12 protein-coding genes, 1 tRNA gene, 1 pseudogene and 1 riboswitch are annotated in these 15,727 nt (G+C 75.4%); of the genes and pseudogenes, 8 read left to right on the top strand and 6 right to left on the bottom strand.

Features of this window, described 5'->3' with window-relative positions; translation table 11 throughout:
* Positions 1–94: 94 nt before the first annotated feature.
* Together gad and ABT084_RS07650 are read left to right on the top strand one after the other, a co-directional pair.
* Complete coding sequence (gene gad, locus ABT084_RS07655) at positions 95–1,513, top strand: glutamate decarboxylase (protein WP_351039165.1); 1,419 nt, start codon at positions 95–97, stop codon at positions 1,511–1,513.
* Between the two features lie 111 nt (positions 1,514–1,624).
* Positions 1,625–2,521, top strand: a complete 897-nt coding sequence (locus ABT084_RS07650; RefSeq protein WP_351039162.1) for a DUF1906 domain-containing protein — start codon at positions 1,625–1,627, stop codon at positions 2,519–2,521.
* A 60-nt stretch (positions 2,522–2,581) separates the two neighbouring features.
* Here ABT084_RS07650 and ABT084_RS07645 read toward each other — a convergent pair whose 3' ends face one another.
* The 3 genes from ABT084_RS07645 to ABT084_RS07635 form a co-directional block, all read right to left on the bottom strand.
* Positions 2,582–5,041: a DEAD/DEAH box helicase gene (locus ABT084_RS07645; protein WP_351039160.1), complete on the bottom strand. Its 2,460-nt coding sequence runs from the start codon at positions 5,039–5,041 to the stop codon at positions 2,582–2,584.
* 190 nt (positions 5,042–5,231) lie between these two features.
* Positions 5,232–6,872 carry a sigma-70 family RNA polymerase sigma factor gene (locus ABT084_RS07640; RefSeq protein ID WP_351039157.1) on the bottom strand — a complete coding sequence of 547 codons (1,641 nt, stop codon included), beginning with the start codon at positions 6,870–6,872 and terminating at the stop codon, positions 5,232–5,234.
* 162 nt (positions 6,873–7,034) lie between these two features.
* Positions 7,035–7,835: an IclR family transcriptional regulator gene (locus ABT084_RS07635; protein ID WP_351039154.1), complete on the bottom strand. Its 801-nt coding sequence runs from the start codon at positions 7,833–7,835 to the stop codon at positions 7,035–7,037.
* A gap of 115 nt (positions 7,836–7,950) precedes the next feature.
* Here ABT084_RS07635 and ABT084_RS07630 point away from each other — a divergent pair, with 115 nt between their 5' ends.
* Positions 7,951–8,592 (top strand): bifunctional 4-hydroxy-2-oxoglutarate aldolase/2-dehydro-3-deoxy-phosphogluconate aldolase, encoded by a 642-nt coding sequence (locus tag ABT084_RS07630; RefSeq protein WP_351039152.1) that lies wholly within the window; start codon positions 7,951–7,953, stop codon positions 8,590–8,592.
* A gap of 1 nt (position 8,593) precedes the next feature.
* Positions 8,594–9,649: a PfkB family carbohydrate kinase gene (locus ABT084_RS07625; RefSeq protein WP_351039149.1), complete on the top strand. Its 1,056-nt coding sequence runs from the start codon at positions 8,594–8,596 to the stop codon at positions 9,647–9,649.
* Between the two features lie 54 nt (positions 9,650–9,703).
* On the opposite strand, the gene ABT084_RS07620 is transcribed toward ABT084_RS07625, so the two are convergent.
* The 3 genes from ABT084_RS07620 to ABT084_RS07610 form a co-directional block, all read right to left on the bottom strand.
* Positions 9,704–10,918, bottom strand: coding sequence for a serpin family protein (locus tag ABT084_RS07620; protein WP_351039146.1), 1,215 nt, complete (start codon positions 10,916–10,918; stop codon positions 9,704–9,706).
* An 86-nt stretch (positions 10,919–11,004) separates the two neighbouring features.
* Positions 11,005–12,339 (bottom strand): glycoside hydrolase family 18 protein, encoded by a 1,335-nt coding sequence (locus ABT084_RS07615; RefSeq protein ID WP_351039144.1) that lies wholly within the window; start codon positions 12,337–12,339, stop codon positions 11,005–11,007.
* Between the two features lie 147 nt (positions 12,340–12,486).
* Positions 12,487–13,065, bottom strand: a complete 579-nt coding sequence (locus ABT084_RS07610; protein ID WP_351039142.1) for a DUF4352 domain-containing protein — start codon at positions 13,063–13,065, stop codon at positions 12,487–12,489.
* Between the two features lie 256 nt (positions 13,066–13,321).
* Here ABT084_RS07610 and ABT084_RS07605 point away from each other — a divergent pair, with 256 nt between their 5' ends.
* The 4 genes and pseudogenes from ABT084_RS07605 to ABT084_RS07595 all read left to right on the top strand — a co-directional run bounded on the left by ABT084_RS07605 (position 13,322) and on the right by ABT084_RS07595 (position 15,345).
* Complete coding sequence (locus tag ABT084_RS07605) at positions 13,322–14,248, top strand: NADP-dependent oxidoreductase (protein WP_351039140.1); 927 nt, start codon at positions 13,322–13,324, stop codon at positions 14,246–14,248.
* Between the two features lie 69 nt (positions 14,249–14,317).
* Positions 14,318–14,785: pseudogene (locus ABT084_RS37965) on the top strand (hypothetical protein); the annotation flags it as partial.
* A gap of 27 nt (positions 14,786–14,812) precedes the next feature.
* A complete protein-coding gene (locus tag ABT084_RS37960; RefSeq protein WP_502968864.1) occupies positions 14,813–15,214 on the top strand; it encodes an ankyrin repeat domain-containing protein in 402 nt (133 codons plus the stop codon).
* 58 nt (positions 15,215–15,272) lie between these two features.
* Positions 15,273–15,345: transfer RNA gene (locus ABT084_RS07595), tRNA-Trp, on the top strand.
* 237 nt (positions 15,346–15,582) lie between these two features.
* A riboswitch (cobalamin riboswitch) is annotated at positions 15,583–15,721 on the top strand.
* Positions 15,722–15,727 lie beyond the last annotated feature (6 nt).

Below are 15,727 nucleotides of genomic sequence, written 5' to 3'. Positions count from 1 at the left end.
AGGAGGGGGGTGGGTATGTAAAGCGTCACACCGTGTACTCGACCGGAACCCATAGGGTGACGTCGAGTGGAGTCTTGCGGCCTATAGTCCCGATATGGCACTTCATGAGATGAAGGACGTACGCACCGCGGCCGCCCGCCCCGGGGACCAGCACGCCGACGACGTCGCCACGGACGTGTTCGCGTCCGCGCTCAGCGGCCAGGTGCTCCCCAAGTACCGGATGCCGGAGGAGCACTCGCCCACCGAGGTCGTCTACTCGCTGCTCCACAACGAGCTCCTGCTCGACGGCAACGCGGCCCAGAACCTCGCCACCTTCTGCACCACCTGGTCGGACGACGGCGCCCGCCGTCTGATGAACGAGTGCATCGACAAGAACATGATCGACAAGGACGAGTACCCGCAGACCGCCGAGATCGAGGCACGCTGCGTCAACATCCTCGCCGACCTCTGGAACGCCCCGCCCGGCGGCGCCGCGACCGGCTGTTCCACCACCGGCTCCAGCGAGGCCGCGATGCTGGGCGGCCTCGCCCTCAAGTGGCGCTGGCGCGCCCGCCGCCGCGCCGAGGGCAAGCCCGCCGACCGCCCCAACCTGGTCTGCGGACCGGTGCAGATCTGCTGGGAGAAGTTCGCCCGGTACTTCGACGTGGAGCTGCGCCAGGTGCCCCTGGAGGCGGGCGCCACCGGCCTGCGCCCCGACCAGCTGGCCGCGTACGTCGACGAGAACACCATCGGGGTCGTCGCGATCCTCGGCGTCACCTACACCTGCGACTACGAGCCGGTCGCCGACATCGCCGCCGAACTCGACCGGATCCAGGCCGAGCACGGCTGGGACGTCCCCCTCCACGTGGACGCGGCCAGTGGCGGGTTCGTCGCCCCCTTCCTGCATCCCGACGTGGTCTGGGACTTCCGGCTCCCCCGGGTGGCCTCGGTCAACACCTCCGGCCACAAGTACGGGCTCGCCCCGCTGGGCGTCGGCTGGATCGTCTGGCGCACCGCCGACCTGCTCCCCGACGAACTCGTCTTCAACGTGGACTACCTCGGCGGCAACATGCCGACCTTCGCCCTCAACTTCTCTCGCCCCGGCGGCGAGATCATCGCCCAGTACTACCTGTTCCTGCGCCTGGGCCGCGGCGGCTACCGGCGGGTCCAGCAGGCCTGCGCCGACACCGCGGGCTACCTGGCCCGCCAGATCGCCGACATGGGCCCCTTCACCCTGCTGTACGACGGCCAGGGCGGCCTCCCCGCCGTCTGCTACGCCCTCGCCGACCCCGGGGCGACGGACTTCACCCTGTACGACCTCTCCGACCGGCTGCGGATGCGGGGCTGGCAGGTGCCGTCCTACCCGCTGCCCGCCGACCGGGGCGAGACCGTCGTCCAGCGCGTCCTGATCCGGCACGGGGTGACCCGGGATCAGATCGCCCTGCTGGTGGCCGACATGCGCCGGGCCGTGGAGCACCTGACGAAGGCGCCGCCGCCCGTCGCGGCCGCCCCGCAGTCGGGCTTCCACCACTGACGCCCCCCGCGTGCGCGTTTCCCCCTGACGGACCCCGCGCACGGATGAACTTGGCCGCCGCCCGGCGCGGGCTGCCCGGGAGGCGGGAGCCGCGCGCGGACCGTGGGAGGCGTGACCCGATTCCGTGTGACCGCGCTCGCCGCCCTCGCCGTCGCCCTCGTGCTGTCCGGTCCGGGAGCGGCCCCGGCCGGGGCGGCCGGGGGCCCCGGGCCGGCCCCCGGGCCCGCCGCGCCCCGGCGGCTCGCCCCGCGGGTGCTGCCCGACCACGGGCCGCCGCGGCGGGCGGCCGAGGTGTTCCGGGGCGAGGGATTCGACGCCTGCGCCGCGCCTTCGGTGGAGGCCATGCGGGCCTGGTGGGAGCACTCGCCGTACGGGGCCGTGGGCATCTACACCAGCGGCAGCCAGCGGCACTGCGCGCAGCCGCGGCTCACGGCGGACTGGGTCCGCCGGGTGCGGGCGATGGGCTGGCGGCTGATCCCGGTCCACATCGGACGGCAGGCGCCGTGCACGTCGTACGCGCACAAGCCGCGCCGCATCGATCCGGCGCGGGCGGTCGAGGAGGGCCGCGCCGAGGCGGACGAGGCACTGGCCGGGCTGCGGGCGCTGGGCCTGGGCGACGGAGCCCCGGTCTACCTCGACATGGAGGCCTACCGGCCGGCGGACCCGGGGTGCGCGCGGGCCGTGGTCGACTTCACCGGCGGCTGGACCCAGGAACTCCACCGGGCCGGGCACCGGGCGGGGTACTACTCCAGCCTCGGCTCCGGCCTGGCCGACCTGGCCGCCGCGGCCCGGGCCGGCGCCTCGCCCCTGCCCGACGCGGTCTGGTACGCCCGCTGGGACCTGCGGGCGGACACGGCGGACAGCGGCGCACTGGCCGGCGACCTGTGGCCGGGCCACCGGCGGATCCACCAGTACCGGGGCAACGTCCGCGAGACGCACGGCGGCGTCACCCTCACCATCGACCGGAACCTGGTGGACGCCCCGGTCGCGGCCCCACCACGGGGGTGACCACCGGGCGCGGGGCGCGCGGCGCGGGCCGGACTCGGGGGCGCCCGGGGCAGGCCCCGCTCAGGACGCCCAGCGCATGCCCAGTTCCGACAGGGCCGAGCGGCGCTCCGGCGTCAGGGAGGACGCGCGGGAGCGTTGGTTGGCGATCCACGAGCCCAGCCGCACCGCCTCCCCGCCCAGTGGCTCGACATGGGTGCGCGGTACCCGCAAGTGGCCCTCCCGCTCGCGGAACCGGCGGGCGGCGGCCAGGTTCGCCGCCCACGCGTCGCCGTGCGGCCGCCGCGGCCGGGGGCGTTCGGACTCATCGGCCGGGCCCGTCCCCAGGGTGTGCTCCAGCAGCCACCGCTGCGCCCCGGTCAGCCGGTCCCAGCCGAGGCGCTGGGTCCGCACCCACAGCCCGAGGTCCTCGCCCTGCACCCGCGCCTCCCCGGGCGCCATCGGCAGCGAGCCGCCCGCCTCCAGCCGCATCCGGGTCAGCCGGTAGGCCCGCTGCCAGGAGATGTCCCAGTCAGGGCACCAGCCCGGGTCGATGTCCTCCAGCGCCTCCCGGCGCTCCTCGGACAGCGCGCCCGGCCCCTCGCGACGGGCCGCGGCACGCTGGTTCTTGACCCAGACCCCGACCGGGGAGCCCTCCCAGGTGGCGTCCACCGGCGGCAGGAGATGGCCGTGCGCCGCGGCCCACGCGCGGGCCGCGGCCAGCCCCTCCTCGAAAGCCACGTCGAAGGCGCTCCACACCATCCCGAGCGCGTCCAGCTCCGCGGTCCGCTGCCTGCCCAGGGCGCCCCGGCGGTACGCGCGCCGCGCGTCCGAGATCCACTGCCCGAGCGGGAAGCGGGCGAGCCCCGGCGGCCACTCGCCCCCGGCCGCCGGCGCCCTGAACCCGAACGGCACCTTCAGGTCGCCCGTCGAAGCCGCGTAGATCCCGGCGGCCGCGATCCCGCGCCGCCAGTGCTCGTGCTCGGGATGCAGCACCCGCAGCCGGATGAAGGCGGCCAGCAGCGCCGGATCGCGGGGAGTGGAGAAGCTCAGCAGCCCCGCGGCCCCGCCCCCCGCCGCCCCGCCCGCCGCGGCCGTCCCCGCCGGGCCGGGCGCCCTGCTCGGCCGCTGCGGCTGGGCCAGCGCCTCCACGAGCCTGCTGTCGTGGGCCCGTAGCGCCTCCAGCAGCCGCGCCAGGCTCCCGTAGGCCCGCGAGGTCAGCATCGTCTCCGGCGTCTCGTCCGGCCCCAGCAGCACCGGCACCACCAGCGAGGCGACCTTCCCCTCGCCCGGCCGGATCCGCAGCGCCCGCCCCACCGCCTGCACGAGGTCCGGCATCGAGTCGCGCACGTCCGCCCAGTACACGGAGTCGCACTCCTTGGTGTCGACCCCTTCGCCGAGCACCCGGACGCTGCCGAGGAAGGCCTTCTCCGCGATCCGGTCCGCCGCGAAGGCGTCGAGCACCCGCCGCCGGTGCGCCGCCGGGTGCTGCCCGCCCAGCCAGTCCGCCCAGACGGTCCGCGGGTACACCGGGCGCGGGGCCCGGCTCGCCATCCGCAGCCGCGCCGCCACCGCGGGCAGACCCGCAGCGAACGCCTCGGCCTCCTTGGTCAGGTGGTGGAAGACCAGGGTCCGCCGGAAGCCCTGGTCGGCGGCCGCCTTCACCAGCGCGGTCTGCAGCGCGGCCAGCCGGGCCCCGCGCACCGCGTCCGAGCGCCCCTGCGGCCCGAGCAGCACCGCCGCCTGGAACTGCGGATCGCTGACGTCGACGCACACCACCCGGTACGGGGCGCAGATGCCCCGGTCGATGGCCTCGGACAGGGTCAGGGTGTGGCAGCGCGCGCCGAACGGCCCGTCCGGGTCGTCCTCCATCGAGGCGACCAGCGCCCCGCCGGGCCCCCGGCCGCGGGCGCGCCGGGGCCCGGCCGCGCCCTCGGTGCCCTCGTCCTCCCCGCTCTCCCCCTCGCTCTCGGGGTCCTGCCAGATCCGGGGCGTCGCGGTCATGTACAGCCTGCGGACGGCCGGGATCCGGGTGTTGTCGTGCACCACGGCCCACGGTTTGCCGATCCGTCCGGACGTACGGTGGGCCTCGTCGACCACGATCAGGTCCCAGGCCGGCAGTCCGGCGAGATGTGCCCGTTCGAGGATGCCGAGCCCCAGGGAGGCGTAGGTGGCGAAGACCGTGACGCGCCGCACCGGCCGGCACCATTCGGCGATCCGCCGCGGATCGGTGGTGCTGGGCACGCCCGCCTCCGCCCCGCGCAGCGAACACACCGCGAGGAAGCGCCCGGTGCGACCGCCCTCCCGCCAGGCCGCGACGGTCTGCACCAGCAGGTCGAGCGAGGGCACCAGGACCAGCACCCGGTCGGCCGCCAGCGCCTCGGCGGAGCGGACGGCCACGAGGGATTTCCCGGAACCGGTGGCCATGATGACCTGGGTGCGCAGCCCGGCCTCGGGCACCGGCCCGTCCGCGGGCAGCTCCAACGCCCGCACGACGGCGTCGACGGCCTCGCGCTGATGCGGGCGCAGGACCTTCCGTGCCATCCGCTCTACTCCACTCGCCCCGTCTGATCAGCCCATTTGGCTCCAGTCACTATCCTGCCCCGAGATTGAAGCATTCAGTGCCCGCGCGGGGGGTGTCATCGAGCGGTCTTCGAGCGGCGTCCTGCTCCTGTCCTGCGCCCGTACTGCGCCCGTACTGCGCCTGTCCTGCTCCCGTCCTACGCCGTACGGGTCACCGGGCGCCGAAGTCCTGGGTCCACCACGGTCCGCCCGCCCCCTGGCGCACGCCCACCCCGATCTCCTTGAACGAGCAGTTGAGGATGTTCGCGCGGTGCCCCGGGCTCTTCATCCAGGAGTCCATGACGGAGGCGGGCGTCTGCTGGCCCATCGCGATGTTCTCGCCGTACGTCGACCAGCTGTACCCGGCGGCGGTGATCCGCTGCCCCGGGTCGGCGCCGTCCGGGTTGGTGTGCGCGAAGAAGTTCCGGTCGGCCATGTCGTCGGAGTGGTTCTGGGCGGCGGCGCGCAGCTGGGAGTTGTCCTTGAGCGGTCCGCACCCGGCCGCCGAACGCTCGTTGTTGACCAGCGCGATCACCTGGGCCACGGTCCCCTGGGGCGCGGCGGCCGCCGGACGCGGAGCGGAGGAACGCGGAGCGGGCTTCGCGCTCTCGTCGTCCGCGCTCGCGGACTTCGACGCGGAGGGCGAGGGGGAGGCGGAAGGCGACGCGGAGGCCGACGGCGAGGGCGACGCGGACGCCGACGCGGAGGGCGACGGCGAGCCGGAGGCGGACGGGGTGGCCGCCCCGGCCGTGGAGAGCGCGGCCAGCGGCGTTCCGGGAGCCGCGGCGGTGCTCGTGGTCTCGCCCGACCCCGGCATCCCGAGGTAGAGCGCCCCGCCACCGGCCATGCACGCGACGACCACGCCGCCCGCGATGACCCTGCGGCGCGTGCGCCGGCGCTTGCGCGAGGCACCCCGGCCCGCGTCACCGCGGGCACCGGCCGCGTGGGCACCGGCCGCGTGGGCCCCGGGGGCCTTGCCGGCGCCGGGCGCGGGGGCGTCGTACGCGAAGGCGGCCGGCGCCGCGCTCGCCTCGTGGACCGCGGCCAGGACCGCTGCCGAGACGGGGACCAGGGCCAGCCCGGCCAGCAGCCCCTCGGCCGGGACCAGACCGTTCCACAGCCCGGCGCAGCGCAGGCACTCGCGCGCGTGCCGGGCTATTCGCTTGCGCCACAGCGCCGACGGCAGCCCGTCCCAGCCGGCCGCCACGGACCGCAGCGCGTCGCAGGGCGGCTGGGCGTCCAGCGCCCGCTCGACCACCCGCGCCGACTCCAGCTGCGCCTTCATCCGCTGCACGCGCACCGCGGTGTGCTGCGGGGACAGCTCCAGCGCCGCCGCGACCTCCGCCCGGGTCAGCTCCCCGGCGCACTCCAGCCACCACAGCGACAGCAGCGCCCGGTCGTCCGGCTCCAGCCAGCGCGTGGCCCGGGCCGTCTCGCGCCGCTGGCCGGTGAGGTTCAGCTGGACGACGGTCAGGTCCACGAAGTCGGCGCCGGGGTCGGCGAGTTCCCGCGCCGCCTCCAGGCCGCTCGCGTCGGGGCCGGTGCTGCGGGCCTGCCAGTGCGCCCGGACCCGGTTCATCGCGATGGCCACCAGCCACGACCGGAAGCTGTCGTCGGAGCGCAGCCCGTCCAGCCCGTCGAGGGCGCGGAGCATGGTGTCCTGGACCACGTCGTCCACGTCCACGCTGCCGTTCAGCGCCCGCCCGACGATGTTGTAGACGAGCGGCAGGTGCGCGCCGACGAGCTCGTCCTGCGCCCGGGCGTCGCCCGCGCGGGCGGCCGACACCAGCTCTGCGGTGTGCTGAGTACTCATGTGTTGATCCCTGTCCGTACCGGCGGTCGATGGTGCCCAATACCTGGGAGACCGCCGAGCGGGGCCCCGATAACACTTATCGGAACACTTATCCGTGAGCACTCTCTCGCACAAGGGGGCGGGGGGCGCACCGGCCCCCCCGAACGGTCCTCCGGTGGCGGCTCACAGCAGGGGGGCCAGGGCCAGTGTCGCGGCGCGCAGCGCCGGGGCGTACGCCTCGATCTCCTCGCGCGTGACGAGGAAGGTCACGGTGGTGACGCTGACCCCGCCGACCGGGCGGCCCGCCGGGTCCAGGACCGCGGCCCCGACGCAGCGGATGGTGGGCTCGTTCTCCTCGTCGTCCAGGGCGAACCCCCGGGCGCGGACCACGTCCAGCTCCGCCGCGAGCGCCTCGGGGGTCGTCAGGGTGCGCGGGGTGCGGCGCGGCAGACCGGTGGCCGCGATCAGCTCCCGCACCTCCTCGGCGGGCAGCCCCGCCAGGATGCTCTTCCCGATGGCCGTGGTGTGCAGCGGCATCCGCATGCCGACGCGGGAGGCCGTCCGGAACGGACGGTCGCTCTCCAGCTTCCGGATGTAGGTGATCGTCTCCCCGCTGTGCAGGGCGAGGTGGACGGCGTGGCCGCCGGTGGCCCGCTGGAGTTCGGCCAGGGTGCGGCCGATGCTCGGCGGTTCGCCGCCGCTGACGATCGAGGCGAGGCCGCGCAGCCGCGGGCCCACGCCGTAGCGCCCGTCGCCCTCCCCGCGGACGAAGCCCTGCTCGATCAGCGAGGCCAGGATCCGGTGCGTGCTCGACTTCGGGACCGCGGCCGCCGCCATCACGTCGGTGAGCCGGTGCGGGCCGCCCGGGGTCGCCACGGCCTCCAGGACGCGCATCGACTTCTCCAGGGCCGTGCCCGCGGCGGAGGTGCGCCCGCCGACGCCGCCGCGGGCCGGTCCGTCTGTTCCTTGGGCCGACGTTGACAAGCGATCTCCAGGAATGTGTACAGTCCGCGACAGGAAGTTCCGGTACACGATACCTCGTTCCACTACGTGGAACAAATGGGAGGGTCCTTTGTATCCCGTGCGCCCCCTGCCCCCCGTGCCCCCCTCGTCCTGCCATCCGTACGCGGCGATGGCCGCCCAGCGCCTGCTGCCGGTGCTGCGCGACGCCGGCGCGGACGAAGCCGTCCGGCGGACCGGGGCCCTGCTCGCGGCGGGCTGCCGCGTCGTGGAACTGACCACCACCACCCCGGGCTGGGCCGAGGCCGTCGCCCGCACCGCGCCGCTGGCCGACGCCCGCGGCCGCCGCGCCCTGATCGGGGTCGGCACCGTGACCACCGCCGGGCAGGCCGAGGCGGCCCTCGCGGCGGGCGCCGCCTTCCTCGTCTCCCCCTATCCCGCCCCCGAGGTCCGCGCGGTCGCCGACCGGCACGGCGCCGCCTTCGTCGAGGGAGGGTTCACCCCGGCGGAGATCGCCTCGGCCGTCCGCCGCGCGGGCGCCGCCAAGGTCTTCCCCGCCCACGTCGGCGGCACGCGCTTCCTCCGCTCCCTCACGGCGGTCCTCCCGGACGCGGTGATCGTCCCCACCGGGGGCATCGCCCCCGCCGAGGTGCGCGAGTGGCTCGCCGCGGGTGCGACCGCCGTCGGCATCGGGAGCGGGCTCCCGGACGACCCGGCGGAGCTGGCGGCCGTCTTCGCCGACCTGGCCGTGCCGTGCGCCGACTGCGAAGGCGAGCGCTGAGATGGCCGCGGGCACGGGCACGGGCGCGGGCGCGGGCACCGGCGCGGGCGCCGCGGCCCCCGCAGGGAGCGCCGGGTACGACGTCCTCGTCCTCGGGGAGGTCCTCGTCGAGATCCACGCGGACACCGCCCTGCGCGGTGCGGCCGACGGCACGCGCGCCCGTATCTCCTACTCCGGCGACGCCCTGAACGCCGCGGCGGCCGCCGTCGCCGCCGGAGCCCGTACGGCGCTGCTCGCCGTCGTCGGTGAGGACGAGCTGAGCGTGCCCCTCCTGGAGCGGGCGGCGGCCCTCGGCATCGACACCGCCCACGTGCGGCGCGCGCCCCGGCCGAACGGCGCCTACCTGCTGTCCGCCGACACCGAAGGCGACCGGGAGTTCGTGTACTGGCGCACCCACAGCGCCGGATCCACCCTCTCCGAGGGGCACGTCGACTCCTGGCGCGCCCTGCTCACCGGTGCGAAGTCCCTGATCACCAGCGGGATCACCGGCGCCCTCTCACCCGGCAGCCGCGACGCGGTCCTGGCCGCCGCGGCGGCGGTGCACGGCGCGGGCGGGCACGTCTCCTACGATCCCAACTTCCGCTCCCGGCTGACCGGTCGGCGGGAGGCGCGGGAGCTGCTGGCCCGGATCGCCCCGCTGACCGGGCTGCTCAAGACCTCCTGCCCGGCCGACGCGCGGGCCCTGGTCGACACCGACGACCCGCTCCTCGCCGCCGACCGCTACCGCGCCCTGGGAGCCCGCGCGGTGGCCGTCACCGCGGGTGCGGACCGGCTGCTGCTGCACGACGGTACGGGGGCCGCGTACCACTCCGTCCCCGTCAACCCGAGGCCGGTCGACGCGACCGGCGCGGGGGACTGCTTCACCGGCACCACCACCGCCCGGCTCGCCCTGGGGGACACCCTCGCGGCCGCCGTCGCGTACGGCGCGGCGGCCGCGTCCCTCTCGGTGTCCGGCCGGGGCGGCACCGGCCGCGTTCCGGCCTTCACCGAGACGGCGGCGCTGGCCGCCGCACACCGCGGCGGCGGCGCCTCCCGGAGCGCGGGGCCCTCCGTCTGAAGAGCCCTTTGTTCGAAGGGCCTCCACTGGAGGGGCCCCGCGCCCGGGGGGCGCTCACCAGGAGGGCTCGGGCCTCTCGTAGGCGAGGGGCTCGTTCACCCAGCCCGCCGCGAGCACGAGACGGGAGGGGCGGTGCACGGCGAGGAAGCCGAAGGGCCGCAGGAACGAGACCTCGGCGTGGCGCACGCGGTACGGAGTCGCGGGCGGCCCACTGCCCGCCGCCATGGCGACCGCGGTGACGGCGGCGGCCTCGAACCCCTTCGCGTGGAACCGGGCCAGCGCGGACTGCCGCGCCGAGCCGACGGCCAGGGGGGAGGCGCTGATCCCGGGGAAGTGCCCGAAGGCGGCGTCGGACGCGGTGTCCAGCCCGAACAGGTGCGGGTGGTCGAGGAGATCGTGCTCGGCGCTCACGTCGAAGGCCATCGTCTTCACCGTCAGGGACGGCTCCGGGCGCGTGGCCGCCACGGTACGCACGTCCAGGCCGGGCCCGGGACTTCCCTCGGGCAGCGCGCTGCCGGCCACGGCGGCCACGGCCCCGGTGACCGCCGCGATCCCCGCGCCCAGCACCTCGCCGGGCGTCGCGGCGGGACCGCCGAGCACCAGGTGGACGTCGATGGCGTCGGTGCCCTCCACCTCCAGCAGCGTGACGGCGCCGGCGGCCGACTGCGCCACCCCGACCTGGTCCAGCAGGGAGGTGTGCCGGTACAGGCCGAGCAACGTCCGCCCGGACCACGGGCCTTCGCCCACGGTCATCGGCAACGGCTCGAACGGCCGGGCCCAGGTCACCCGCAGGGCGAGCGCGGAGGCGAGGACCAGCAGCACCTCGGGCGTGACGGTCGCCGGCATCCGCTCGATCAGCCCGGCGGTGTGCTCCGACGCCCACCCGTCGAGCACCGGACCATCGGTGCCCGGATCTCCCGTGAGCACCCCGCGAGCGCCCTGCGGCAGCCGGGAGAGCCACCCCTCCTCCAGGGGCAGCCCGGCCCGGGTCCACAGGCCGACCGCCGCTTCGAGGCCGCGGATCGGGCCGAGCGCCTCCAGCATTTCGCGAGCCGTCACGGCCGCGTCCCCGGCGGGTATGCCGAGGGCCTGCGCCAGCTCCTCGCGGGCGGGTCCGTCCGCGCCGTCCGCGAGCAGGGCCAGCAGCGGCCAGACCCCGGCGGCGGTGAACACCGTGCCCCGCGCCTCGGGGCGCACCACCGCGGCCCAGCGTTCGGTGAGCCGGTTGACCGCGCGTACCGTCGTGTTGTCCATGAGCGCATCTTCCATGGGCCGATTCTCCCCGCGTGGAAGGTGCGTGGCCCGGGTGGCCCCCGCGCCGGCGCGAGCGCGGGACGGCGCGGGGGCGCCCGGGGTCAGTGGCCGCGCAGACCCTGGTCCACGGCCGTCATCAGCTCGCCGTCCGCGGTGTCCCCGTCCAGCGACCAGAACATCGCCCCGCCCAGGCCGTGTTCGCGGATGTACGCCGTCTTCCCGCGCAGCACCTGCGGGTCGTCGTACGTCCACAGGGTCGTCCCGTCGAACAGCCAGGCACTGCCCGCCCGCCGGTCCCGGTGGAGCGTGTACGCCCCCGAATCGGCGAGCTTCTTCAGCGCCTTGTAGTCCTCGTAACCCGGGGACCAGGTCGCGGGGGCCGGGCCCGTCGCGGGGCGGCCCATGCCGGTCCCGCCGCCCGTGACCCCGGTCCACCCCTGACCGTAGAACGGCATGCCCATCACGAGCTTGCCCGCCGGCGCCCCGCGCCGCAGCCAGGCGTCCACCGTCCCGTCGACGCTGAAGTCGTCCCGCGCGTACAGGGCCGACTGCTGGGCGGTGGTCTTCTCGCCGGAGACGTGGAAGTCGTAGCCCTGGAGCGTGACGAAGTCCAGGTCCCGCATGATCCTGCGGACGTCGAAGCCCGCGTCGATCTTGGCGGGGGCGGTCGGGACGAAGGCCGTCAGCTGGTACTTCTTCTTCTGGGTCCGGCCGTAGGCGTCCAGCTGGCTGCGGAACTCCTGCACCAGGGCCGTGAAGTTGCGCTTGTCCTCCGGCCGGTAGGTGGTGTCGGTGTCCCCGGGGGAACCGGGCCACTCCCAGTCGAGGTCGATGCCGTCGAAGAGACCCGCGGCCGAACCGGCGCCGCCGCGGGTCCCGTCCTGCGGCAGATTGCCCTTGATGTAGAGGTCGATGCAGGACTGGACGAGGGCCTTGCGCGAGGCGGGGGTGCGGGCCGCGTCCGAGAAGTGCGTGGACCAGCTCCAACCACCCAGCGATATCTGTGCCTTGAGGCCGGGGTGTTCGGCCTTCAGTTCGCGCAGCTGGTTGAAGTTTCCGGCGAGCGGCTGGTCCCAGGTGTCGGCCACCCCGTCGACGGAGCCCGCGGCGTCGAGCGGCCGGGCGTAGTCGGCCCAGGCGTCGGCTTCGCCGGGGACGTTGCCGGTGAAGCACTTGCCGTCCGCGCCGATGTTGCCGAAGGCGTAGTTGATGTGGGTGAGCTTGGCGGCGGCGCCGCTGGTTTCGAGGTTCTTGACCTGGAAGTCGCGGCCGTAGACGCCCCATTGGGTGAAGTAGCCGACGCGGTGGTACGCGCGTCCGGGGCCGAGGTCGCCGTCGGAACGGGCGGTGGCGGCGCCGACGGCGGGCGCGAAGGCCGCCAGCAGGGAGAAGGAACAGGCGGCGACGGCCAGCCTGCCGAGCGTGCTGCGGCGCATGGGCTTCCTTTGCGGATGCGGGGAGTGGTGCTCCTGAGCCGTGCTGTGCGCGTGCTGTGCATCCGGAAGGTATTGGTCTGGACCAGCGGGGTCAAGGGGGCGGCGGGAGGGCGGCGGGCAGGCAGGGGCTCCGGCCGCAGGGTCCGTTCAGGAGAGGTTCCACTGGCCGATGTCGTCGGCCGACCCGCTGTTCAGCGCGAACTGCACGGCCGTGGGACGGGCGTCCTCCGGCAGCTGGAAGGTGACCCAGCCGGTGGAGGAAGCGCCGGGCGCCAGCGAGCGCCCGTCCGGGAAGCCCGCCCCGGCCGTCGTCGCCACGGCCACGCCGGAGTACCGCTCCCCGCCGGTGTCCAGGAGGTACGAGCCGCTGCGCGGGGCGTCGGCGTAGGCGGCCGTACCGGTGTTCTCCAGGCGGAACTCGACCGCGACCAGCCGCCCGTCCGGGGCCGGCGTGGCGGCGGCGTCGCGCGGGGCCGCCGGATCGGCCACGGCGAGGAGGGTGACGTCGAGCAGTTCGCCGGGCAGGTCGCCGCGCAGGGAGATGGTCTCTCCGGTGGGCCCGGCGACGTACCGCCGCTCGGCCGGCGCGGCCGGCGCGGTGGGCGTTCCGGCCGCGGTGCCACCTCCGGTGCGGTCTGCGGTGTGGTCTGCGGTGCCGCTTCCCGCGCCGAGGACGGCGGGTACGACGAGAACGAGCGTGGCCAGCGGAGCCCAGAGACGACGCATGCCTCCACCTCCCGGGGCACACAGGACGCCCCCCGCACGCGCGGGGCTCCTCCCACCATCCCCCTCCGGGCGCCGCCCCGCCACCGGCGGGGGCGGGGGCGGGGCCCCGGCCCGGAATGAGCCGGTCCGGCGTCGCGGTGCCGAGATGACGGGTTCTCATGCCGCTCCGACGGAATGAGAAGCCGGTCGGACAGGTTCCAGGGACAGCCTTCCGGGACCGGCCCGGTCAGGCCACCTTCAGAGAGAAGACGTCAAGATGCGTGCTGTCATCGTGTCCGAATACGGTGGCCCCGAGGTGCTCCGCGTCGCCGAAGTGCCGGTCCCCGAGCCGGGGGACGGTCAGATCCGCATCCGGGTCGCGGCGGCCGCGTTGAACCCCGCCGACGCCTTGATCCGGTCCGGCGCCCTGGCCTCGCGCGTCCCAGTACGGGACTACTACATTCCCGGTCTCGATGTCGCGGGCACCATCGACGCCCTGGGCGCCGGTGTCAGTGGCTTCGCGGTCGGCGACGCCGTGATCGGCCTGTCGGACTGGCCGGACACCCAGGCGGGCACGCACGCCGAGTACGTCGTCCTGCCCGCCACGGCGGTCGCCGCCGCGCCCCGCCGCGCACGTCCGGTCGAGGCGGCGACCCTCCCGCTGAACGGACTCACCGCCTGGCAGGCCCTGGACCTGCTCGGCGCGGCCGACGGCGCCACGGTGGCGATCACCGGTGCGGCGGGCGCCGTGGGCGGCTACCTCGTGGAACTGGCGGTCGCGCGCGGTCTGCGGGCCGTCGCCGTCGCCGCGCCGCAGGACGAGGAGCTGGTGCGCGAGTTCGGGGCCGACGTCTTCGTCGCGCGCTCCGAGAACCCCACTGCCGCGATCCGCGCGGCCGTTCCCGGCGGAGTCGACGGGCTGATCGACGCGGCCGCCCTGGGCGGGTCGGTGATCGGTGCGGTGCGGGACGGCGGTGCGTTCGTCAGCGTTCTCGGCGCGGGTCCGGGAGCGGAGCGCGGGATCCGGGTCTCGCAGATCCGGGTGCACAGCGACGCGGCGCGGCTCGCCGAGCTGACCGCGCTCGCGGACGTCGGCGGTCTCACCCTGCGGGTGGCCCGGACGATGCCGTTCGCGGAAGCCGCCGCGGCCCACGAGTCCCTGGCCGCACGCGGCCTGCGCGGGCGCATCGTCCTCGTGCCCTGACCGGCCTGACCGGCCTGACCGGCTGGTACGTCTGTCCGTGCGCCGGCTGGTCTGTGCGCCCGCTGGTCCGTGCGCCCGTCGGTCCGTCGGTCCGCCGGTCCTGGCCGCGGTCCGGCCCGGGTGGACGGAACCGGGGCCCCGGGCGGGCCGTTCTCTGCTCGTGTGACCGGCGGGCGACTCGCTAGCCTGGTCCCGGCACGGCGGCGGCGCGCGGCGGAAGGCAGGCCCGATGGATTCCGAGGACCCGATCGCGGTGGCCGTCACGGCCGCCATCCGCTCCGGGGACCTGCCGCGGCTGCGGGAACTCCTGGCCGCGCATCCCGCTCTGGCCCGCGAAACCATCGTCAAGGCCGGCGGGGCCGCGGGCGGGCGGAGCCTGCTGCACATCGCCACGGACTGGCCGGGCCACCACCCGGCCGGCCCCGACGTCATCCGGCTGCTCGTCGAGGCGGGCGCCGACCGGCGGCCCGGTTCGTCGGGGCGCACGAGGAGACCCCGCTGCACTGGGCCGCCAGTAACGACGACGTCGCCGCCGTCGACGCCCTCGTCGCCTGCGGTGCCGCGGTGGATGCCACGGGCGGGGTCATCGGCGGCGGCACCCCGCTCGCCGACGCGCGCGCCTTCGGTCAGTGGCGGGCCGCCCGGCGCCTCCTGGAACACGGCGCCCGCGCCGACTTCCAGGACGCGGCCGCCCTCGGACTCCTCGACCGGGTCGAGGAGTTCCTCACGGCGCCCCGCCCGCCCGGCCCGGACGAGATCACGAGCGCCTTCTGGGGCGCCTGCCACGGCGGTCGCCCGGAGACGGCCCGCTACCTGCTCGCCCGGGGCGCCGACCTCGACTGGATCGGCTACGACGGCATGACCCCGCTGGACATCGCGCGCTCCCAGGACACCGGCGGCGCCCGCGAGGTGACGGACTGGTTGTGGGAACGCGGTGCGCACGCGGCAGCTGATCTCATCGGGTGACCACATGCTGGAAGTGATTGGATCATCCGTCCGCCGCATGCCAGACTGGTGACAGCGGAGGGGCGTAGCTCAGTTGGTAGAGCGTTGGTCTCCAAAACCAAATGTCGTAGGTTCGAGTCCTGCCGCCCCTGCAAGAGAGTCCGCCGGACGCCCGGCGAACGGTCCGTCGAAAACCCAGGTGGGAGTCATCTCCCCCTGGGTTTTCGCGTGTACGCGCGGAATCCGCCCGTCGGTCGCTGTCCCCGGGGGGTCCGACGGGCGGCACCCGAGTAGCGCCGCAGCCAGCGAGCGCGAATGGGAACGGAGTTCACGGTAGGCGCCCCCACTGACAACGCCCGCCGGGCACGCCCCGCGAGCCCGGCACGGCCGATCTGGCACACTTGTCCGGGTTACCCCAGGCGGCGCGAACCAGGAAACCGGTGTGAAACCGGTACGGTCCCGCCACTGTGACCGGTTTCCCCTCGCGGGTCCCGGGAGTCAGACACTGACGCGCCGCCTCTTCACTTCGACCAG

The organism is Streptomyces sp. NPDC002138 (assembly GCF_040296485.1).
Taxonomy (GTDB): domain Bacteria; phylum Actinomycetota; class Actinomycetes; order Streptomycetales; family Streptomycetaceae; genus Streptomyces.
The sequence above is the reverse complement of the archived record's forward strand: the minus strand, read 5'-3'. Positions and strand labels throughout refer to the sequence as shown.

Bases quoted from the DNA above. Each gene is read 5' to 3' on its own strand.
- ABT084_RS07620 (WP_351039146.1), bottom strand. From the start codon at position 10,918: ATGGAAGATGCGCTCATGGACAACACGACGGTACGCGCGGTCAACCGG.
- ABT084_RS07615 (WP_351039144.1), bottom strand. From the start codon at position 12,339: ATGCGCCGCAGCACGCTCGGCAGGCTGGCCGTCGCCGCCTGTTCCTTC.
- ABT084_RS07605 (WP_351039140.1), top strand. From the start codon at position 13,322: ATGCGTGCTGTCATCGTGTCCGAATACGGTGGCCCCGAGGTGCTCCGC.
- ABT084_RS07640 (WP_351039157.1), bottom strand. From the start codon at position 6,872: ATGAGTACTCAGCACACCGCAGAGCTGGTGTCGGCCGCCCGCGCGGGC.
- ABT084_RS07610 (WP_351039142.1), bottom strand. From the start codon at position 13,065: ATGCGTCGTCTCTGGGCTCCGCTGGCCACGCTCGTTCTCGTCGTACCC.
- ABT084_RS07645 (WP_351039160.1), bottom strand. From the start codon at position 5,041: ATGGCACGGAAGGTCCTGCGCCCGCATCAGCGCGAGGCCGTCGACGCC.
- ABT084_RS07625 (WP_351039149.1), top strand. From the start codon at position 8,594: ATGGCCGCGGGCACGGGCACGGGCGCGGGCGCGGGCACCGGCGCGGGC.
- gad (WP_351039165.1), top strand. From the start codon at position 95: ATGGCACTTCATGAGATGAAGGACGTACGCACCGCGGCCGCCCGCCCC.